Source organism: Flavobacterium kochi (assembly GCF_048286715.1).
Classification (GTDB): Bacteria; Bacteroidota; Bacteroidia; order Flavobacteriales; family Flavobacteriaceae; genus Flavobacterium.
Genome location: NZ_JBLVPW010000003.1, coordinates 1 through 22333 on the forward strand (window position 1 = coordinate 1; position 22333 = coordinate 22333).

At 36.1% G+C, this 22333-nt stretch carries 21 protein-coding genes and 1 pseudogene; 19 read left to right on the top strand and 3 right to left on the bottom strand.

Annotated features, from left to right (window positions below; all coding sequences use genetic code 11):
- Positions 1–915: 915 nt before the first annotated feature.
- The 19 genes and pseudogenes from ACNQGH_RS03660 to ACNQGH_RS03750 all read left to right on the top strand — a co-directional run.
- Positions 916–2280: an MFS transporter gene (locus ACNQGH_RS03660; RefSeq protein ID WP_417954631.1), complete on the top strand. Its 1365-nt coding sequence runs from the start codon at positions 916–918 to the stop codon at positions 2278–2280.
- Positions 2281–2340: 60 nt separating this feature from the next.
- Positions 2341–3651 carry a DcaP family trimeric outer membrane transporter gene (locus ACNQGH_RS03665; RefSeq protein WP_417954632.1) on the top strand — a complete coding sequence of 437 codons (1311 nt, stop codon included), beginning with the start codon at positions 2341–2343 and terminating at the stop codon, positions 3649–3651.
- Between the two features lie 78 nt (positions 3652–3729).
- Positions 3730–4578, top strand: coding sequence for an MFS transporter (locus ACNQGH_RS03670; protein ID WP_417954633.1), 849 nt, complete (start codon positions 3730–3732; stop codon positions 4576–4578).
- Positions 4578–4985 (top strand): MFS transporter, encoded by a 408-nt coding sequence (locus tag ACNQGH_RS03675; RefSeq protein ID WP_417954836.1) that lies wholly within the window; start codon positions 4578–4580, stop codon positions 4983–4985. Before ACNQGH_RS03670 ends, ACNQGH_RS03675 begins: the two co-directional genes overlap by 1 nt.
- Positions 4986–5094: 109 nt before the next feature.
- Positions 5095–5973, top strand: coding sequence for an AraC family transcriptional regulator (locus ACNQGH_RS03680; RefSeq protein ID WP_417954634.1), 879 nt, complete (start codon positions 5095–5097; stop codon positions 5971–5973).
- 354 nt (positions 5974–6327) lie between these two features.
- The gene (locus ACNQGH_RS03685) at positions 6328–7449 is read left to right on the top strand and encodes a muconate/chloromuconate family cycloisomerase (protein WP_417954635.1); all 1122 of its coding nucleotides are present in this window, start codon (positions 6328–6330) and stop codon (positions 7447–7449) included.
- A 10-nt stretch (positions 7450–7459) separates the two neighbouring features.
- Positions 7460–7750: a muconolactone Delta-isomerase gene (gene catC, locus ACNQGH_RS03690; protein WP_417954636.1), complete on the top strand. Its 291-nt coding sequence runs from the start codon at positions 7460–7462 to the stop codon at positions 7748–7750.
- 50 nt (positions 7751–7800) lie between these two features.
- The gene (gene catA / locus ACNQGH_RS03695; protein ID WP_417954637.1) at positions 7801–8727 is read left to right on the top strand and encodes a catechol 1,2-dioxygenase; all 927 of its coding nucleotides are present in this window, start codon (positions 7801–7803) and stop codon (positions 8725–8727) included.
- Positions 8728–8891: 164 nt separating this feature from the next.
- Positions 8892–10241 carry an SRPBCC family protein gene (locus ACNQGH_RS03700; protein WP_417954638.1) on the top strand — a complete coding sequence of 450 codons (1350 nt, stop codon included), beginning with the start codon at positions 8892–8894 and terminating at the stop codon, positions 10239–10241.
- Position 10242: 1 nt separating this feature from the next.
- On the top strand, positions 10243–10728 hold the full coding sequence (gene benB, locus ACNQGH_RS03705) for a benzoate 1,2-dioxygenase small subunit (RefSeq protein ID WP_417954639.1): 486 nt from the start codon (positions 10243–10245) through the stop codon (positions 10726–10728).
- 11 nt (positions 10729–10739) lie between these two features.
- On the top strand, positions 10740–11759 hold the full coding sequence (gene benC, locus ACNQGH_RS03710) for a benzoate 1,2-dioxygenase electron transfer component BenC (protein WP_417954640.1): 1020 nt from the start codon (positions 10740–10742) through the stop codon (positions 11757–11759).
- Positions 11760–11777: 18 nt separating this feature from the next.
- A complete protein-coding gene (benD, locus tag ACNQGH_RS03715) occupies positions 11778–12566 on the top strand; it encodes a benzoate diol dehydrogenase BenD (protein WP_417954641.1) in 789 nt (262 codons plus the stop codon).
- 15 nt (positions 12567–12581) lie between these two features.
- Positions 12582–13361: a 3-oxoadipate enol-lactonase gene (gene pcaD, locus ACNQGH_RS03720; RefSeq protein WP_417954642.1), complete on the top strand. Its 780-nt coding sequence runs from the start codon at positions 12582–12584 to the stop codon at positions 13359–13361.
- A gap of 3 nt (positions 13362–13364) precedes the next feature.
- Positions 13365–14711: a 3-oxoacid CoA-transferase gene (locus ACNQGH_RS03725; protein ID WP_417954643.1), complete on the top strand. Its 1347-nt coding sequence runs from the start codon at positions 13365–13367 to the stop codon at positions 14709–14711.
- 61 nt (positions 14712–14772) lie between these two features.
- The gene (locus ACNQGH_RS03730; RefSeq protein WP_417954644.1) at positions 14773–15291 is read left to right on the top strand and encodes an FUSC family protein; all 519 of its coding nucleotides are present in this window, start codon (positions 14773–14775) and stop codon (positions 15289–15291) included.
- 17 nt (positions 15292–15308) lie between these two features.
- Complete coding sequence (pcaF, locus tag ACNQGH_RS03735; RefSeq protein ID WP_417954645.1) at positions 15309–16517, top strand: 3-oxoadipyl-CoA thiolase; 1209 nt, start codon at positions 15309–15311, stop codon at positions 16515–16517.
- A gap of 34 nt (positions 16518–16551) precedes the next feature.
- Positions 16552–17100 (top strand): TetR/AcrR family transcriptional regulator, encoded by a 549-nt coding sequence (locus tag ACNQGH_RS03740; protein WP_417954646.1) that lies wholly within the window; start codon positions 16552–16554, stop codon positions 17098–17100.
- A 33-nt stretch (positions 17101–17133) separates the two neighbouring features.
- On the top strand, positions 17134–18774 hold the full coding sequence (gene pckA / locus ACNQGH_RS03745) for a phosphoenolpyruvate carboxykinase (ATP) (protein WP_417954647.1): 1641 nt from the start codon (positions 17134–17136) through the stop codon (positions 18772–18774).
- 742 nt (positions 18775–19516) lie between these two features.
- A pseudogene (locus tag ACNQGH_RS03750) lies at positions 19517–19795 on the top strand (winged helix-turn-helix transcriptional regulator); the annotation flags it as partial.
- Between the two features lie 132 nt (positions 19796–19927).
- Here the strand turns inward: ACNQGH_RS03750 and ACNQGH_RS03755 are convergent.
- The 3 genes from ACNQGH_RS03755 to ACNQGH_RS03765 all read right to left on the bottom strand — a co-directional run bounded on the left by ACNQGH_RS03755 (position 19928) and on the right by ACNQGH_RS03765 (position 22283).
- A complete protein-coding gene (locus tag ACNQGH_RS03755; protein WP_417954837.1) occupies positions 19928–20143 on the bottom strand; it encodes a winged helix-turn-helix transcriptional regulator in 216 nt (71 codons plus the stop codon).
- Between the two features lie 60 nt (positions 20144–20203).
- Positions 20204–21394, bottom strand: a complete 1191-nt coding sequence (locus ACNQGH_RS03760) for a transposase (RefSeq protein ID WP_417954648.1) — start codon at positions 21392–21394, stop codon at positions 20204–20206.
- A gap of 220 nt (positions 21395–21614) precedes the next feature.
- Positions 21615–22283, bottom strand: a complete 669-nt coding sequence (locus tag ACNQGH_RS03765) for an alpha/beta hydrolase (RefSeq protein WP_417954649.1) — start codon at positions 22281–22283, stop codon at positions 21615–21617.
- Positions 22284–22333 lie beyond the last annotated feature (50 nt).

Genomic DNA, 22333 nt, shown 5'->3' on the forward strand with positions numbered 1-22333 from the left:
AATATAAGCAATTCTAAATGTTTGTGAGGAATGTGAACCTTTGCTTATTATCGCATGCAATTCCTCAACTTCCGTCTTTGTTAGTTTAATTGTATATTTTATCATTTCTTTTTTTTTTCAAAGGTAATGATAAAATATCATTAATGCGTCATATTAAGTTTAACTTAACACTAGTTTAATACGAAAATATGATGAGGGTAAAAGAATAATTTTTATCATATCCATTTCATCTTTACTGTTAAGTATAGATTATTTTGCGGACGTAATTATTTACTTCAACTGATGTGTACATAAAGAAATAATAAATATATCCGTTGGGTGTATTTAAATTATTTAATTTTATTTATCGGTCTGTCAAAAATAAATTTATTTATATTTAATAGTAAGACTATACTTATAAGCTTGATTTACAAGCTTCTATTTTCGATTCTATTTTTACATTCTTCCTTTTCGTTATTTGTAAAAAAGGATTTAAATATTCTTTTTTCATCTTCAATTTCTACAAAACATTTGATTTGTCCTGTTTTTGATTTAAAAGAACAATTTTTCATCTCGAATAATTTTAATATTTGCATATCGATATAAAAAATAGATAATAATTACGTTTTGTGTAATTATAATTGATTTTTATTAGTGATATATTAATTGTATCGTAGATATGTTGAAGAATAGATATAGTGTTTAATTAATAAATTCTTGATGATTAGCAATTAGGTTGTTCTTAAAATGACAAACGGCATCCGGAAATGATGCATCAAATAAAGTGGACGAATCCAAAGTATAACTTGGCATAAATCCAGTTAAAACATACAAATTTTTATATGGAGAAATTTGTTAAAACAGGCTTAACCATAATAACAGCCTATTGTTTATAATACCTAATTAACCAACTAACCAATAACTAAAAAAAAAATTATGCAAAAAATAGATATTCATAATTTAATCGATAACGCCAAGTTTAATCGATTTCATTGGACCGTATTATTCTGGTGCTCCTTAATCATCATTTTTGATGGGTACGACCTGGTCATTTATGGCGTAGTGTTACCATTGCTTATGGAAAAATGGAATTTATCACCCCTTGAGGCAGGAACTTTGGGGAGTTATGCACTCTTTGGGATGATGTTTGGCGCTTTGATATTTGGAACACTTTCGGATCGAATTGGACGAAAAAAAGCGATCATCATGTGCGTGTCCATTTTCAGTGGATTCACTTTTATAAATGGATTTGTAGAGACTCCTTTGCAGTTTGGGATTTGTCGTTTTATTGCCGGATTAGGAATTGGGGGAGTGATGCCTAATGTTGTGGCTTTAATGACTGAATATTCGCCTAAAAAAATCAGAAGTACGCTGGTAACACTGATGTTTAGCGGCTATTCAGTAGGAGGAATGCTTTCGGCTGGATTAGGAATTTTTTTGATACCAAATTTCGGATGGCAATCGGTTTTTTATGTTGGATTATTGCCAATGCTTTTATTGCCTTTGATTATTAAATTTTTACCGGATTCTGTAGGCTTTTTGGCGAAACAAAAAAGAACTGACGAGGCTAAAAAAATACTTTCGCTTATTGAGCCAACGTATCTTCCTGCAGCAGGTGATGATTTGGATTCTGGAGAGGCAAAAGCTGCCGGAGCAAGTGTTTCCCAACTTTTTAAACAAAACAGAACAACGAGTACTATCATGTTTTGGATCGCTTTTTTTACTTGTCTTTTGATGGTTTACGGTCTAAATTCCTGGTTGCCAAAATTAATGAACAAAGCAGGATATGAGTTAGGATCCAGTCTTACCTTTTTGTTAGTACTGAATTTTGGAGCGATGATAGGAGCAGTAGGTGGCGGATGGCTTGGTGATAAATTTAATTTAAAAACCGTTTTGATTTCCTTTTTTGCCGTCGCTGCAATCTCTTTAAGCTTGCTTGGTTTCAAAAATTCTACGCTGGTATTATATATTTTAATTGCAATTGCAGGAGCAACAACTATTGGGACTCAAATACTCTGCTATGCTTATGTAGCGCAATTTTATCCTATAAACATTCGGTCTTCCGGTATTGGCTGGGCATCTGGAGTAGGTAGAACAGGTGCTATTTTAGGACCAATTTTAGGAGGTGCTTTATTGAGTTTAGGGTTGCCTTTTGAATTGAATTTTGTTGCATTTGCCGTTCCCGGAGCTATAGGAGCTTTGGCCGTTTGCTTTATCAATGTGAAACATCATCATGAAAATAAAGTGGTGTTTCATAAAAAAGAAGCAATTCAATTAGATCCTATTGTAGCCGACGAATAAACCTAAAATAGAAGTAATTATCCTCCATAATTTAGGGTTTTTAAAATAAAACAGAAAGAAATGAAGTTAAATAAAATAGTAGCAATCACTGGTTTGTTATTGACAACAGTGCTGCTTAATGCTCAGGAAATCATTAAAAAAAAGGATAGTATTGCAGCTATTAAACCAGAGAAAAAAGAACCACTTTTTGATGTTAAGTTCTCGGGTTTTATTCGACATGATGCAATATTTGATTCCCGTCAGACTGTTGATGTAAGAGAAGCGGCAGTGGTGCTTTGGGGAAAAGATGTTGACTTTGATGCCAATGGGAAAGACAGAAATTCCGCTTCCAAGTTTCAAATGCTGAATGTATTATCCCGAGTTGGAGTTAGAGTAAGCGCACCGGATGTTTTGGGAGCAAAAACTGCCGGAATTCTTGAAGGTGATTTTTTTGGTAATGCAGAAGGAGGAATCAATGAATTTCGTTTGAGACATGCTTGGATTACATTAGATTGGAAGAAAACTCAATTAGGGATAGGTCAATTTTGGCATCCGCTAACCATTCCGGAAATGTTTCCCGGGGTAGTTAATTTCAGTGGAGGAGCACCTTATATGCCGTACAACAGAAACCCTCAGATTCGTTTTACCCAAAAATTAGATGCGAATTTTAATCTTATGATAGCAGCCGTTTCACAAAGGGATTTTACCTCGAATACAGCTCCGTACAGAAACAGTTCACTTCCTTCCGGGCATATTCAGCTAAATTATAAAAGTAAAAATGCTCTTGTAGGTCTAGCAGGAAATTTTGAGCAAATTCGCCCTAAAACAGGTTCTGGATTGACCAATGATTTTTCTAATGAAAGACTCAACAGTGTTTCCGTTATGGCGTATGGCCGTTTTGAAACGAAGCCAATGACTATAAAAGCAGAAGCAATGTATGGCGAAAATGCAACTTCATTCATTATGCTTGGAGGATATGTTGGATATACACCAACAACAGGTTCAGGTTTAGAAACCTATTCGACTATGGCGACACAATCTTTTTGGATTGATTTAACCGGGAAAACTAAAAAAATAATTCCAGGATTCTTTGCCGGCTTTAGCCAAAATGATGGTGCCAATAATCCGATTTCTGGAAAAGCGGTAGTTTATGGATTTTCAAACATGGTAGGAGGTATGGCGGCATCAGGAAATACAACGACCAGAACCATTAACTATATTTATCGATTGGCACCACGAATTGAAGTACCTATTAAAAATTTAAAATTTGGTTTGGAAGCAGAATATTCAGCTGCCGAATGGGGGAATGCTGATAATAGCGGAAGAGCGGTAAGCAATCTAAATTTGATAGGAACATGGAGAGTTGTATTCGCTACGGTTCTTAAATTTTAATTTTTTTTAACGCGTTGGGTGTAATTCAAAACGAATTGCACTCAACGCTTTTTTTGTGAATATGAAGGAAACCAATAAATGGCTTGCATTAATTATTGTACTTGTAGCCCATTACTTTCGGTAATCGATGTGTATATTGTGAATATGGCTTTGCCGCAAATCAAACAACAATATTTGACATCAGACAGCAATACAGAATTAGTCATCAGTTCTTATCTGTTGGGATATTGTGTCTTTTTAGTCACAGGAGGAAGAGCCGGAGATTTTTTTGGACGAAAGAAAATATTCATAATTGGGATGCTTTCGTTCACAATTACATCGGCTTTATGTGGTTACGCAGGTACTATTTTTCAATTAATACTTTTCAGGTTTTTTCAGGGTGTCGCTGCGGCCTTTATGATTCCTCAAACCTTGACGATAATACAAGTTACTTTTCGAGAAGCCAAAGAGCGAAACTTGGCCTTTGGCTTTTTCGGAATTACATTAGGTATTGCATCTATTTTGGGACAATTTTTAGGAGGCTATTTTGTGGCACACCATTATATTGAAGAAAGCTGGCGGTTGATATTCTTGATAAATGTTCCGTTTGGTTTAGTTACTGTTGTTCTTTCTTTTTTCTTTTTGCAGGAGACGAGTCTGCATAAAGAAGGTAAATTTGACATGCTTGGCGTATTATTATTGACCATTGCTTTGGGAAGTTTAATTTATGGACTCACTTTAGTGCCAGAGCAGGGATTTTCAGTTTTAGTATTGCTTTTGCTGTTTTTATCCGGGATTCTATTATATATATTCTGGAAGAACCAAAAAAAGAAAACACAACAGCAAAGCAGTCCTTTAATGAACACGAATCTTTTTAAAATAGAAAGCTTCAATTTGGTTTTACTGGTAGCCTTGTTTTTTTCGGAGCACACAATTCTTATTTATTAATATGTGCGGTTCAATTCCAAAATACATTAGATCTTGATCCTTATGTTGCCAGCCAGTATTTTACTTTTAATGGCATTGGTTTTTTGATGTCTTCATTTATTGCTTTAAAATTATTGGATAAATACGGAATAAAATTATTGATTATAGGCTGTTTCCTAATGATTATTTCTTTGGTCTTACAGGTTTTTACTCTTGGAGATCAGGCCAATGTGGATTACATTCCTTGGTTTCTTTTATTGTATGGATTAGGACAAGGGACACTTTTACCGTCTATTTTAAATTATGCGCTTAAAAAAATTGCAACAGATTATGCCGCATTGGCCGGAGGTGTATATTCAACCGTGCAACAATTTTCATCCGCTTTTGGAATCAGTATTTCAAAATTGAATACAACCAATCCGTCTTAGAATAGCACAAAGCATTTTGTCTAAAAATGTTAAATAGCGCTCAAACGATATAGCTGTATTTGTAGTATCTTTGATAGGTTTCAAAATAGTTTTTGAGCTAAAATAATACATGAGAAGTAAATTATTTTTTAAGGGGATTTATGGTGATAACTCTATCGATATGGTTAGGGATATTATTCATATTACTCCAATGGAAATGACTGGTAAACGCCACGAATGGTATATTAAACCTCATGCACATAGTGATCTTTTTCAAATTTTTGTCGTTGAAAGTGGATACCTTGAATTGATAATTAATGGCGAAAGTCAAGTTGTGGATAGTGTCTCTTTTTTTTCTATTCCAAAAAATATCAGTCATGGTCTGCGCATGAATCCGGATACTAAAGGATGGGTAATCTCGCTTTATGACAAATCCTTGGAGAATATGTTGAAGCTTGATAGCGATATTATCAATAAGATAGACGAAATACACATTTCAAAACTGGATGAAGATGATAAATTAATCAATGATGCTTTGACAACGATTCGTAAATGTATCGATGAATATTTTTCTGAACTGCCGGGTAAACAGCATGCTTTACAGTACCTAGTGGGAATGATGTTGTTGCGTTTGTATCGGATATTTGTAACTTCTGCTGCTGTTCCGCTTTCTGATAATAAGAATAAAATGTATTACAGGCGTTTTATTCAATTAATTAAGGAACAAAAATCTTTTAAAATAAGCGTTGAAGACTATGCGGCTCGATTAGCTATTTCAAGCGGACATCTCAACCGAATTTGTAAAGATGTTTCCGGCTTATCGCCAAAAGATGTTGTGATTAATTTTTTTATTGACGAAGCTAAAATTTACCTGCGCAATTTTGATATGTCAATTGCCGAAATCTCCTATGAATTAGATATCGAAGATCCTGCTTATTTTACGCGTTTGTTTAAGAAAAAAACCGGGTTGACTCCCAAAGAATTCAGAAGTCAATTAGGACGTAAGTAATCACTCCACTCGTCTTTTACCACTCCAATTATAAAAATAAGATAGCCGTAAATCTTATAAATCAGGCATTTATCACTCTGTTATTTCCAATTTTACCACAGAAAGTATTGTTTGTCCTGCTTTTTAAAGGAAATTAAGTGTTTTTTTATCTGTTATTCCATTTAAAGGCATTATAAACAAATGGTTATGTTTTTTGTCTATTTGTTTGATTTGTCTCATTAATAGCAAATTAATCCAATTTTAAACCCCGCTTTTAGCTATAAATTTGTGATAAGCAAACAGTAAGTGAGCACTCAATTGTTTGTGAGTGAGTACTTACTCCTGTCGAAATCAAATAAATTTAGATACTAAGAAATGAATAATCCTATTATTGAAAAAATTGAAGCCATTCTGGTTGATTTACCAACAATTCGCCCGCATCATCTCTCGATGACCGTAATGAAAAAACAAACTATGGTTATCATTCGTTTGTTTTGCAGTGATGGAATTAAAGGAATTGGAGAAGCGACAACAATTGGTGGATTGAGTTATGGAGAGGAATCTCCAGAGAGTATGAAACTCAATATTGACACTTATTTTGCTCCTTTGTTAATGGGTCAGGATGCAACCAATATTCACAAAGCCATGTTTTGGATTGAAAAAAACATCAAAGGGAACCGAATTGCAAAATCCGGAATTGAAACAGCGCTTCTAGATGCGCATGGAAAACGATTGGGTGTCTCTATTGGAACTTTATTAGGAGGTGCAATTACCGAAACTTTACCTGTTTTATGGACCTTGGCCAGTGGAAATACACAACAGGATATTGAAGAAGCCGAACATCTTTTGGCCATCGGAAGACACAACACTTTCAAATTGAAAATAGGTTGGCAAGCACCGGAAATTTCAATCGCTCACGTTGCCGCTATCAAGAAAGCGTTGGGAGACCGAGCAAAAGTAACGGTAGATGTGAATCAGGCTTGGGACGAAAGTACCGCAAAAATAAGCATTGCTAAACTTCAGGAAGCAGGAATTGATTTGATTGAACAACCTATAGTTAAAGAAAATTTTGAAGGTTTGGCTCGTTTGAGTAAAATGTTTACCGTGCCGATTATGGCCGATGAGGCGTTGAACGATAGTACGGATGCTTACAAATTGGCTAAAATAAGAGGAGGAGATGTTTTTGCTTTAAAAATCGGAAAATCAGGTGGATTGCACAATGTTTTAAAAGTGGCTGCAATTGCAGAAGCTGCCGATATCAGTTTGTACGGAGGAACCTTATTGGAAGGAACAATTGGTTCTGTTGCTTCGGCGCATGCTTTCAGCACGTTGAAAACAATGTCGTGGGGAACGGAACTTTTCGGCCCATTATTACTTACGGATGATATTGTAAAAACCAAAGTAGAATTTTCGAATGCTTCGATGAAAATCCCACAAGGTCCGGGTTTAGGCTTGGAATTAGATTTAGAAAAACTCAACCAATATAAACGTAAATAAAAATAAAACTATGTTATTCCACGTAGAAATGACCGTAAAAATTCCACACGATTCCAATGTGAATTTTGTAAACGAATTAAAAGCAAAAGAAAAAGCAATGTCCCAAGATTTGCAACGCAGCGGAAAATGGGTAGGCATTTGGAGAATCGTCGGGAAGTATTCTAACATTAGTATTTTCAATGTAGAAAGTCCGGCTGAACTTCATGAGATTCTGAGCAATTTACCCCTTTTTCCTTTTATGGAAATCGAAGTAAAATCATTATGCAAACATTATTCTTCGATAAAAGAAGGAGAATTGTAACCCTTTTAAATAATCAAAAAAAACTATAATAAATTTAAAAAATCAATATCATGACTAGAGCACAAATAGACGGATTACTTCAAAAAATTGAAAGTACTGAAAAAGTAGAAGGTGGAAGTGACAGAGCAAAAGCAATTGTAAACAGAATTCTTCGCGATTTGTTTTATACCATAGAAGATTTAGATATCCAACCGGATGAAATTTGGACAGCAGTAAATTTCTTGACTCAAGCAGGCCAAAATGGAGAATATGGTTTAATCGCGGCAGGTTTAGGATTAGAACATTTCTTAGACTTACGTATGGATGAAGAAGAAGAAAAAGCAGGAATGACCGGTGGAACACCACGAACTATTGAAGGGCCACTTTATGTTGCAGGCGCACCAAAATCAAAAGGATTTGCGCGTCTGGATGACGGAACTGAAGTTGAGCAAGGGAAAATTTTCTTCATGCAAGGAAAAGTTTTGGATGATAATAACAATCCAATTCCGAATGCAATTGTAGAAGTATGGCATGCTAATTTGAAAGGGAATTATTCTTATTTTGACCAATCACAAACCGATTTCAATTTACGCAGAACGATAGAAACGGATGAAAACGGAAACTATCAATTCCGAAGCATCCTTCCTTCTGGATATGCAGTTCCTCCTGGTGGATCAACAGAATTACTTTTAAGTGCCATTGGTCGACATGGAAATCGTCCGTCTCACGTTCATTTTTTTGTTTCAGCTCCAGGCTGCAGAAAATTAACAACACAAATTAACTTTGAAGGAGATCCATACTTATGGGATGATTTCGCTTTTGCAACGCGTGAAGGTTTGGTTCCGGATCTTACCGTAATTACTGATGCGGAAAAAATCAAAGAAAAAGGATTAGACAAGCCTTTTTCCTCAATCGATTTCGACTTCACTTTGCACAAAGAAATTGAAGGAATTCACGATGCAGAAGTAGAGCGATTAAGAGCCGAGTCTGTAGCATAATATAAAAGAAACGGTCTATTGCCATTTTCCGAAATCTTTTTTGGACTTGTAGAATCCCCGTGAGAAGGAACAAATCGAATCGATTTTTTGAATCATTCTCATGGTGGTTTTACCCCAAAATAACTCCGGAGCGGGTAGGTTATGACTACTAAACAACAACACTAATGGAAAAATTAAATAAAGAATATGTAGAAAGCCTATTGGAACACAACGTTGCTGAAGGTCTTTATCGTCATAAAAGAGAATCCTTTACCAATCCGGATTTGTTCGAATTGGAAATGAAATATATTTTCGAAAAGAATTGGATTTATTTGGCACATGAAAGCCAGATAACAGAATTGAACGATTATTTTACCACCTACATTGGTAGACAATCTATCTTTATTTCACGTAATAAAGAAGGCGAACTGAATGCTTTTATCAATGCATGCAGTCATAGAGGAGCGCAACTTTGTCGCTATAAAAAAGGAAATAAATCAACTTATACGTGTCCTTTTCACGGTTGGACTTTTAATAATTCAGGAAAATTATTAAAAGTAAAAGACGGAAAAGGAGCAGGATATCCGGAACAGTTCAATACTAATGGTTCCCATGATTTGAAAAAAACAGCACGATTTGAATCGTACAAGGGGTTTTTATTTGGCAGCTTAAATCCAGATTCTTCTTCGCTGGAAGAATATCTTGGTGATACCACAAAGATTATTGATCAGATGGTAGACCAGTCTGAATTTGGATTGGAAGTACTAAATGGAAGTTCTACCTATACTTACGACGCCAACTGGAAATTGCAAATGGAAAATGGTGCTGACGGTTACCATGTTAGCTCTGTGCATTGGAATTATGTGGCAACAATGGGTAACCGTAAAGAAGATGGTGTACAAGCGGTAGATCCAAACGGATGGTCAAAAAGTGTGGGCGGTGTATATGGTTTTGAAAATGGTCACATGCTCCTTTGGACCAAAATGCTGAATCCGGAAGTACGCCCGTTGTACAGTCAGCTCGAGAGGCTAAACAGCACACTTGGTAAAGAAAAAACAAATTTTATTATAAACGAGACACGTAACCTGGCTCTTTATCCAAACGTATATCTAATGGATCAGTTCTCGACTCAAATTCGTGTACTTCGTCCTATTGCTGTAGATAAAACAGAAGTGACTATTTATTGTTTTGCGCCGAAAAACGAACCTGCCGCTGACCGTGCGTTACGTCTTCGTCAATATGAGGATTTCTTTAATGTGACTGGAATGGGAACGCCTGATGATTTGGAAGAATTTAGATCTTGTCAGGAAAGTTATTTATCAAAAGGAATGCCTTGGAACGATGTTAGCCGTGGTGCAGAGCACTGGGTTTATGGTGCAGACGAGCACGCTATTGCCATGGGAATCAATCCAAAATTAAGTGGAAATAGAAGTGAAGATGAGGGATTATTCCTGATGCAACATGAGTACTGGGCCGACGCTATGAAAAAAGCCTTGGATAGTGAGGAATTGATTAACCAAGAAAACAATTTGTAAGATGACTAATTACGATAAAATACAAGCATTTGTTTATCAGGAAGCGAGATACTTAGATGACAAACAATGGGATGAATGGCTTCAGTTATATGATGAAAAAGTAGAATTTTGGATGCCGTGTTGGGATGATGAGGATAATTTAACTACCAATCACGAAACGGAAGTTTCACTGATTTATTACCCGAATCGTTATGGTCTGGAAGACCGTATTTTTAGAATTAGAACCGAACGTTCCAGTGCTACTTTACCAGATACAAGAACAGGTCACATGATTTCAAATATTGAAATTCTGGAAGAAAATGACGATGAAGTTAAAATACGTTTTAACTGGAATACATTGAGTTTTCGATACAATAAATTGGATCAGTTTTTTGGCGTTTCCTTCTACACTTTGAAAAAAGTAGAAGATTCATTTTTAATCACTAATAAAAAAGTCATACTGAAGAACGATTACATTCGTCAGATTCTTGACATTTATCATATTTAATACAAAAAGTAATGGCAAAAATAGCATTAAACTTTGAGGACGGAGTTACCCGATTTATAGATAGTTTACCCAATGAAACTGTAGCAGAAACTGCTTATCGCGTTGGGATAAACATTCCGTTAGATTGCGCTGATGGCGCTTGTGGTACTTGTAAATGTAAAATGAGATCAGGAAATTTTGATGCAGGAGACTACATCGAAGAAGCCCTGTCAGATGAGGAAGCAGCGGAAGGTTTTGCGCTTGCTTGTCAAGTGAGACCAAAATCAGACCTTGTGGTTGATATTTTAGCGAGTTCTGCTGCCTGTAAAGTTAAATCTACGGCTATCACTACAGAAATCAAGGAATTGAATCGATTATCTTCAGAAATCTACCAATTAAAATTACGTGCTGCTGACGTCAGTTCTTTCGAATTTCTTCCGGGACAATATGTAAATATTGAGGTTCCGGGAACCTCACTGACCAGATCCTATTCATACAGTTCACAGCCCGGTACGGCAGAAGTGGAGTTTTTAATCAAATTAGTTCCTGGAGGATTGATGAGCAATTATTTAAAAAATGAGGCAACTGTAGGTGGGGAATTAAACATTGTAACTCCTTTGGGAAGTTTTTATCTGAGAGATGTACAACGTGATTTAATTTTTATTGCAGGCGGTACCGGGATTGCACCTTTTATGGCCATGCTTGAAAAACTAAAAGCAGAAAATAATACCACACCGATTCATTTGTTTTACGGAGCAACTACAGCAGAGAATGTCGTGGAATTAGAACGTTTAAAAGCGTTTAGTGAAATTATGCCATTGCAGCTATTTACCTGTACTTCTGACGAACAAGCCGAAGGACATGATAAAGGATATGTTACCCAGTGGATTAACAAAGAGCTTCTTGGCGATAAAGCCTATGATATTTATATCTGTGGACCGAATGCCATGGTAGAAGCGGTAAAAACTACGCTTGACAAAGAGGCAATTCAACATGTTAATTTTTACATGGAAAAATTTGTTCCAACGGGTCAGGAAATTGTACAATTATAATTTTTTAAAAAAGTAAAAATGCTTCACCCTAATAGATTTTCAGGAAAAGTGGCCCTTGTTACCGGAGCCGCTCAAGGAATAGGAAAAACGGTTGCGCTTCAACTTTTAGCCGAAGGTGGTTCGGTTGTATTAATTGATCGTTCTCTACTAGTAAATGAAATAGTTTCACAATTAAGTGAAGACAAAAAAAATAAAGCACTCGCAGTTGTTGCCGATTTGGAGCAATTTTCAGGCTTTGAGTCGGTCGTAGAGAAAGCTGTTGCAAAGTTTGGCAGAATAGACATTTTGATTAACAACGTGGGAGGAACAATCTGGATGAAACCTTTTGCGACCTACGAAGAAGATCAAATAGAAAAGGAAATCCGTCGTTCGCTTTTCCCAACTTTATGGGGCTGTCGTGCAGTTCTTCCGGTGATGTTGGATCAAAAAGGAGGGGTAATAGTGAATGTTTCTTCGGTTGCAACCAGAGGAATCAATCGTGTTCCTTATGCTGCTGCAAAAGGCGGTGTTAATGCCCTTACGGCTGCTATGGCGTTTGAATATGCCGAAAAAAACATACGTGTGAATGCTGTTGCACCAGGAGGAACAGAAGCTCCGGAGCGCTTGATTCCCCGTAATGAAACTCCAGATTCGGAACAGGAAAAAAAATGGAGACAAGAAGTGGCGGATCAAACCACCGAATCGAGTTTAATGAAACGCTACGGAACCATTGAAGAACAAACTTCGGCCATACTTTTTCTGGCATCTGATGAAGCTTCGTATATCACAGGAATTACCATTCCGGTTGCCGGTGGTGATTTGGGTTAATATAAAAATGAAATAATGTCAAAAATAAAAATGCAGCATACAACATTGAATTATGTGTTTGATGATTTCAAGAAGGAAGAAACTATTCTTTTTTCCAATTCATTAGGAACGGATTTGACGATGTGGGATAAACAAACAGAACTACTTGGACAGGAATTTAATATCCTGCGATACGATACGCGTGGTCATGGAAAAAGCGAGGTTACCGAAGGGGAATATTCTATTGAAATGTTGGGGAATGATGTATTGGATTTATTGGATTCGCTGAATATTGAAAAAGTAAATTTCTGCGGATTGTCTATTGGCGGATTGACTGGACAATGGTTGGGAATTCATGCGCCGGAACGATTGAACAAACTAATACTTTGTAATACTGCCGTAAAAATTGGAAATAAGGAAGGCTGGAATACCCGAATTGAAACCGTTCAAAAAAATGGCTTGGACAGTATCGTTTCAGGAACACAGGAACGCTGGTTCACACCTCAATTTGTCAGCGAAAATAAAGCGGAGGTTGATACGGTTTTAGCAACGTTTGTGCAAACGCCAGTAGATGGATATTTTTCTTGTTGTGCCGCCGTTCGGGATGCTGATTTTACAAATGAAGTTTCCAAAATTTTGGCACCAACCTTAATTATTTCCGGTACAGAGGATTTGGTGACAACCCTTATAGACGGTGATTTTCTAATGGAAAAAATTCCAAATTCTATTTTGGCTGCTTTAAAAACAGCTCATATTTCAAGTATTGAAAAAGCCGACGATTTTACAAAACTACTTATTGAATTTATTAAAAATTAAATTATGAAAACAGTTCCACAAATAACAACCAAACAAGCCGCAGCATTCGTAAAAGATGGCCATACCTTATTGCAAGGTGGTTTTGGGATGACGGGAAATCCGGTGCATTTAATGGATGCTTTATCGAAAACTGAAACTAAAAACATCACTTTTATTGGAAACAATGTAGGCGAAGCGGGAATTGGGGGCGGACGTTTGTTGCGAAACGGACAATTGAAAAAAATGATTGGTTCTTTTTTTACCAGTAATCCCGAAGCGGTGAAAGCGGCTCAGGATGGAATTGTAGAATATGAATTGATACCGCAAGGAACTTTGGCAGAAGCCTTAAGAGCCGGAGGGGCGGGAATAGGAGGTTTTTATACGCCAACCGCAGCCGGAACGCCTATTGCAGAAGGCAGAGAGACTAAAATAATTGATGGTGTGGAACAGGTTTTTGTGAAGGGAATCCGTGGAAACGTTGCTTTTATCAGAGCTTGGAAAGCGGATACTGCAGGAAATTTAGTTTACCGCATGACGGAACAAAATTTCAATCGCGCTATGGCAACAGCAGCTGATTTGGTTGTGGCTGAAGTAGAAGAAATTGTACCGGAAGGCACTTTAGATCCCAATTACATTCACACACCGGGATGTTACGTTGATTACTTGGTTCAGGCGACACTTACCTTGGAAGATTTAGGTTCATCAGCATCAGTTAGTAAAGGAAAAAAAGTGAGTGAAGACCGTATGAATATGGCCAAACGCGCCTTACAGGAATTGAAAGAAGGAGATGTAGTCAATTTAGGAATCGGAATTCCAACCTTAGTTGCGGATTTAATTACACCAAAACATGGTGTTATTTTACACACTGAAAACGGAATGTTAGGCGTTGGTCCAGAACCTGTAGATGGGGGAGGAGCAATGAATTATCCGGTTAACGCAGGAAAAATTCCAGTGACCGCAGTACCGGGAAGCAGTTATTTTGATAGTGCTGAATCCTTTGCTATGATACGTGGAAAACATGTTGATATTGCGGTAATGGGCGGTTTGGAAGTAGATGAGCATGCTAATCTGGCGAATTGGGCTGTGCCTGGACAACCTTTATTAGGAGTTGGCGGAGCAATGGATCTGGCCTCAGGAGCAAAAACGCTGATTATCACAATGAATCACAACAACAGAGACGGAAGTTCTAAAATTGTACCCACTTGTACCTTGCCTTTGACGACTTTAGGGTCTGTTGATATGGTGATTACGGAATTGGCTGTTTTCAAATATATTGATGGCAAATTGACTTTAATAGAATTAATGCCGGGAGCAACATTAGAGGAAGTTCGGGAAAAAACGGAAGCAAAATTCCTGGAACAATTGACCTAAAAAGAGCGATAGAATAGGATTCCCCAGTTTTTTAAACTCTAATGAATCTAATACTAATCGAATGGTAAACAAATTAATACGATACAGTATCGGATCTGATTTAATTATTTATGGGTTCAAATGCATCGTCGGGTTTTTAATCGGCTATCAATTGTATTTAGGATTCCCTGAATATGAGTTGTATTGGACAATGCTTTCTATTATTTTGGTGATTTCGCCTGAAGCAAAAGACGCACGTCGTTTATCGATTGAACGGTTTAAATCGAACCTGATTGGTTCTGGAATTGGATTGCTTTGTTTTTTTATTCATGCCCCAAATGTTTATATGCTGGTATCGGGTATTGTTCTTTCGATAGCTACTTGTTATTTATTTAATCTGATGAATGTGGCGCGAACAGCAATTGTAGCGCTGATAATTGTATTGATTCATGAACAAAAGCAAATGTTATGGATAGGAGCGGTAGAACGGTTTATATCAGTAACAACTGGCTGTCTTATTGGATTATCGATTACCATTATTACATCGGCGGTAATTAATTATTGGAGAAAAAAAACAAACCTTCCGCAAGAAAAAATATAATTTTAAAAGTAATAAAAATGAATACAGAAGCCTATATAATTGATGGAATCAGAACGCCAATAGGAAGTTTTGGAGGAACACTTTCGGCTGTAAGAGCAGATGATTTAGCAGCAATTGTCATTAAGGAATTAGTAGATAGAAATCCAAATATTCCAACCGATGCAATTGATGATGTCATTTTAGGATGTCATAATCAGGCCGGAGAAGACAATCGTAATGTGGCTCGAATGGCGTCATTGCTGGCGGGATTACCAGTTACAGTTCCCGGAGAAACGGTCAATAGATTATGTGCATCAGGAATGTCCGCAATTATTGGAGCATCAAGAGCAATTAAAGCGGGGGATGGCGATATTTTTATTGCCGGTGGAGTAGAACACATGACACATGGTCCGTTGGTGATTTCAAAATCAGCAAAAGCTTATGGAACCGATTCTAAAATGGAAGATTCCAGTTTTGGATGGCGTTTTGTAAATCCAAAAATGAAACAAATGTACGGCGTAGATCCCATGGGAATTACCGCTGAAAATTTAGTGGATTTGTATGGTATCAGTCGGGAAGACCAAGATATTTTTTCTTATAATTCGCAAATGAAAGCGGCCAAAGCACAAAAAAAGGGTGTTTTGGCACAAGAAATTATTCCCGTTAGCATTCCGCAACGAAAAGGTGAACCAATTGTTTTTTCTGAAGATGAATTTGTAAGAGCGAGTACAACATTGGAAACTTTGGCTAAATTAAAACCGGCTTTCAAAGCAGATGGAACGGTTACTGCAGGAAATGCTTCGGGATTGAATGATGGTGCTGCAGCCACTTTTATTGTTTCTGAAAAGGCGGTAAAAAAATACAATTTAAAACCGTTAGCCCGAATCGTAAGTTCGGCCGTTGTGGGTGTTGAACCTCGAATTATGGGAATTGGCCCCGTTACGGCAACGCAAAAAGCATTGGCGAAAGCCGGATTAACACTGAGTGATATCGATATTATTGAATTGAACGAAGCCTTTGCTGCCCAGAGTTTGGCCTGTACCAGAGCTATGGGACTTCAAGATAATGATGTCAGAGTTAATGTGAATGGAGGAGCAATTGCCTTGGGACATCCACTGGGAATGTCTGGAACCAGAATTGTATACAGTGCTGCTTTATCGTTGCAACGTTTACAAAAACGATATGCTTTGGCGACCATGTGCATTGGTGTTGGACAAGGGTATGCAGTAATCATCGAAAGGGTTTAAATTATAAAACGCTCGCAATCTAAAAAATTTCCAGATGAGCAAAAAAAAAGACATACTTGATGCTGCTTTAAAACTGTTTACGGAAAATGGAGCCCGTGCGACTTCTACAAAATCGATTGCTTCTGAGGCGGAAACTTCAGAGGCTTTGATTTTCAAACATTTTGGCAGTAAAGAAAAATTATTGGAGGAAATTATTAAGCAAGGCTATCAAGAGGCGACAAAAATAATTTCCGATTATATAAACAACGAAAAGGGATTGCAGTATATTTTAAAAATTGTGGAGGTTCCTCGAATTTTAGTAGATGCGCATCCCGATTTTTGGAAAATGCAGCATAAAATCATTGCATTAAATTGGCTTTCTCAAAAACACCACGACATTTTTATGAAGCCTTGCTATGAAAAACTAACAGTAGCTTTTTCAAAATTAAATTATGAAAATCCAGTTTTGGAAGCCGAATTATTATTGATTTATATCGATGGAATGTGGAAGCATTTTGCCTCACAACAATTGGATTCCAAAACCGAAAGTGCCTTAACAAAACTAGTACAGCAGAAATATAAAGATGTGATCTCTGCCAAATAAATTTTACATCTATGAAACTTAAACTAAATTTCCATGAAAAATAACAATCAAATTACGAAATCGATTTCATTAGAAAAATATGGGATTAAAAATGTAAACAAAATTATTCATAATCCTTCCTACGAACAGTTAGCCAATTATGAGATAGATCCTAATTTAACAGGTTTTGAAAAAGGACAAATTTCTCAACTTGGCGCCGTAAATGTTATGACTGGGGCTTTTACAGGCAGATCGCCGAAAGACAAATATATTGTTAAAGATAATAGTACTGAAAATACGATTTGGTGGACTTCTGAAAAAGCAAAGAATGACAACAAGCCAATTACACAAAATACCTGGAATGCATTAAAAAAAACTACAATTAATCAATTATCAGGTAAAAAAATATATGTAGTTGATGCTTTTTGTGGAGCTAATGAAAATTCACGTTTAAAGGTACGCTTTATCATGGAAGTGGCTTGGCAAGCTCATTTTGTAACTAACATGTTTATTCGTCCTACGGAAGCAGAATTAGAAAATTTTGGTGAGCCGGATTTTATTGTAATGAATGGTTCTAAAACGTCATTCAAAGATTATGCAAATCACGGATTGAACTCGGAAGTATATATTGCTTTTAATTTAACTGAAAAAATGCAATTAATCGGAGGGACCTGGTATGGAGGAGAAATGAAAAAAGGAATGTTCTCCATGATGAACTATTATTTGCCATTACAAGGAATTGCATCGATGCATTGCTCTGCTAATAAAGGAAAAGAGGGGGATGTCGCTGTTTTCTTTGGATTATCCGGTACAGGAAAAACAACCTTGTCAACGGATCCGAAACGGGAATTAATAGGAGATGACGAACACGGTTGGGATAATGATGGTGTTTTCAATTTTGAAGGTGGATGCTATGCTAAAACTATCGATTTAAGCAAAGAAAATGAGCCTGATATTTACGATGCTATAAAAAGAGACGCTTTATTAGAAAATGTAACCTTAGATGCTAAAGGTATCATAGATTTTAAAGATGTCTCGGTTACTCAAAACACAAGAGTTTCCTACCCGATTCATCATATACACAATATTGTAAAACCAGTTTCCAAAGCGGGACATGCTAACAAAGTTATCTTTTTAACAGCTGATGCTTTCGGAGTAATGCCACCAGTTTCAAAATTAACATCTGAGCAAACTAAATATTATTTTCTTTCTGGATTTACTTCAAAATTAGCCGGAACAGAGCTTGGAGTTACGCAAGCAGAGCCTACATTTTCAGCTTGTTTTGGAAAAGCATTTTTATCATTGCATCCAACAAAATATGGAGAAGAGCTGGTAAAAAAAATGGAGCAGCACCATTCCACTGCTTATATGGTAAATACAGGTTGGAATGGAACAGGAAAAAGAATTTCTATTAGAGATACTAGAGCTATTATTGATGCAATCCTTGATGGTTCGATCGAGAAAGCAGAAACCAAAATAATTCCAATTTTCAATTTAGAAGTACCAACGTCTCTAGGTAATGTAAACCTTGATATTTTAGATCCTAGAAATACTTATGCGAATGTTTTTGAATGGGATAATAAAGCAATTGATTTAGCATCTCGTTTTATTAAAAACTTTAAGCAATATACTGATAATAAAGAAGGTATAAGTTTGGTAAACGCTGGTCCACAAATTGAAAAAATAGAAATTTAGATTTTTGATTAAAAAAAAATCATATTATTTATGAGTAAAGAAAAATTAATAAGTGAAGCTTTGGCTTACCATGCCAAACCGCAAGCCGGAAAGATAAGTTGTCCTATTCTAATTTTGGATCTTCAATTCATCCTCATGCTACAAAAGTGAGAGAAGCGGTTGACATTTTACACGCTAAAAAACCGGACATGGGACTTAGTAAATTCAATTAGGAGCAAGCGTAAATGAAATCGTTAATATGGCTGCCGTAGCTAGTGACTGATGCGCAGGAAAGAGAGAAAAGAAGGAAAGCAAAATTGAATGTTTAACGAATAGAATTTTTTAAAGCAGTTTATTTTTTGGTTCATCACATTCAACACAGCATTGACTAATTGTTGATCCTTTGGAGTAGAAGAAAATTTATCAATTCTGAGACTATCAATTTTTGGCGTTTTTTCATGCGAGTCTATTTTTGTGTTTTTCGAATCATCGCGATTTCATCTAATTTATAAGAATCAGATTAAAAAAGTAATTTCAATGACAAATGAAATTTTACTGTTAACTATCTTAGGCATTTCATTTATAATTGAATTCAGCTTATTCATTGCTTTTTTTAACACATTGGACTAAAAATATAAAATTTTAGACTACTAACCGACTAAATAATTTAAAGACAAAGGGCTACTTTTAACAGTAAGCCCTTTTTTTCATATTTTTTGTGTGCAAAAAACAAAAGTTATAAGTTCCAAAGGGAGGAAGGTGGAAATTGTACATTCTTAGTAAGCTGCACAATAGGAAAATGCGCTATAAAGATTTAAAAGAAGAAATATACCCCATAACAGAAAGAATGTTAACACTGCAATTAAAGGCACTTGAACAGGACGGTCTTGTTAAGAGAACGGTATATCCAGAAGTTCCGCCAAGGGTTGAATATGAGTTAACATCAATGGCTTGTAGTTTAGTTCCTTTATGGGATAATTTTAAATCATGGGGAGAGGAGCATAAAAAAAGTATTATTAGCTCTTCAAGCGATTTAAAATAAAAAAGTTGAAACAATTTATAAACTGTTTCAATCCTTTATAAAATGGTTCGGGATTGTCCCGAGAGAACTATTTAACAAATAAAGCTTAATATTTAATGTCGAAAAGAAATAACCTTATTTTTCTTGGAACTTTTACTGTTTTACTGTAACTACGTTGCGGTGTTGAAAACCCCATTCAATCATAGCATCTAAAACATTTTTGAACGATTCGCCCAATTTGGTAAGTTCATACTCTACAGTTACTGGAATAGAATAATAAACTGTTCGTGTAATAATTCCGTTGACTTCTAAATCCTTTAATTCTTTCGAAAGCATACGAGGCGTGATTTTAGAAATTTCCCTTTCCAGTTCCTAAGGTTACAAAGAGACAAAAAAAAACATCTTTTAAAAACAATACTTCGGTACTTTTTAAGCGGCAATTTTACCAAAGTCTAACAGTTTGCGAAAGATAATCTTATTTTTTTTCTTGTTAGGGTTTATTTCGAACTTGCTCATAAATGTTTTAATCATTAACTCGTTATTAAAGTGCGTTTTATAATCCGCCATTGAGAACGGTTTCTTTTTGTTTTTCTCGTGGGAAAACCAATCCATTTTGGCTAAATTCACACTGGTTAATGAGGCGTTGATATGAAAATCTATCTTTTCCTTGCTTCGAGCTTCACAAGTATTTACCCCTGCGAACTGTTTGCCGTCTCTGAAAACAAATTCCATTTGAAAACGACTTCTATAGAATATCACAATTTCCAACGTCTCCTGTTTGAGATTTGAGGAACAATATATTTTTGTTGAAATGATTTTACCATCCTTGAGATACCTCACCAGCGCCACTTTTATTTTCCTTTTAAAAGCGACTGAATGCAGAATGGCTCCGTAAACTTCCATTTTCTCATCTTGAAAATCTAAATAAAAATGCTCCCTGTTGATGTTTTTAAAATTAACCTTTCCTTCAAATTTCTTAGGAGCTCCCTTTTTGCCTGTCAAAGGGCCATTGTATAAATACTTCAAATTACTATCATCTCGCAACCTGCTCACTAAAAATAACTTTGCTTTACTTACAGCTTCCAAAAACGGAAGTTTTGAAAAATAAGCATCCGCAACTATATATTTTGAGATCTTCCTAAATTCCTGCGCATTCTGGGTTATCAACGAACCATAATAGGCTAACAACGTCATATTAAGGTCTGATAATTCTTCCGCACACGGGGTTTGAATAGCATTCAAATGGAATGCGGTATTAAGTTCCGGGTCAATTGCTGCAAAGCCCGCCATCTCTAATCCCCATTTAGACTTACCCGCGACACCTGACCAAAAATAACCAATCCCGTGGGTTTTCTTACCCGATTTTGATAAATAGGATGGGTCAAATCCAATAACGACATCCGGGCTTATTTTTGAAATCAGCGCTTTGTTAAATTCAAGGAAATCAAATTTTTCTTTGAATGATTCCCTATAACTTTGTTCGCAATATTCACCATACCTTTCCAATTGAAGGAAATTTATTCTACCTTTGATGCTTAAAAATGAAAAAAGGACACTGGAAATAAACTTTTTCCTTGGGTTAGTTAATAAATTAAACTTGTCGCTTCTTAATAACATCATTATCAATGATTTAATATTTTGGCTTGCCTGTGGATTCAAAATTGTATAATTACGGAATAATCTTACAATATATGAGAATCTACGGGTATTGCCAAATTTTTTAACCTTTATCTTGTTGGTTTTCAGTGAAATAAGTGATTATTTACCGAAGTGTTGAAAAAAATACCCACTTTATTATAGAGCGAGTATTTTTTAGTATTTGCAAGGATGTAGCAAATTATTAGTGAACAGTATTTGTTTTTAACCATAAATTTACGTCATCAAACATTTGTTTATTGATAGTGTGACCTTCATCATATTGATGGAATTCAGGGTTTAGCCCCTTTGTTTGTAAGTAGGCTACAGCATCAGTTGCAAACGGGATCTGAAGTACCGCATCTTGTTTGCCATGGGAAATGAAAATTTGAAGTTTTTCAAGACGTTTCTCATCTGCAATAAGTGGTTTGACCTCCGGAAGGAGCCTGCTGCTCATTACAGCAATTCCTTTGATTTTTTCAGGTGCAGTAAGGGCTGCACTGTAACTCATTATGCCTCCCTGGCTGAATCCCATTAAATAAACTTGCTTATCATCAAAATCAAGTTCATTTTTCAGACTTTCAATAAAATCAAGAATGGTTACTCTCGCGTCTTCAGCCTGCTGTTCGTTTATCTGCGGGCCTCCGGTGGAAAAATTTACCTGAAACCAGGCATAGCTTTCAGGTCCCAAAGTAAGCGGACCACGTGCTGATACCACTAAACAATTCTCTGGTAAATCATTGGCAAAAGAAAAAAGGTTTTGTTCATTTCCACCCACTCCATGTAATAGTAACAACAGAGGAGGATGTATAATTTTGATTTTGGGCTGTCTTACCAGGTAACGCAGTTTGGAATGTTCTTTGCTGGAATTCATAATTGTAAAGCTAAAGATTGAAATTAAAATAAGGATACTAATGCATATCC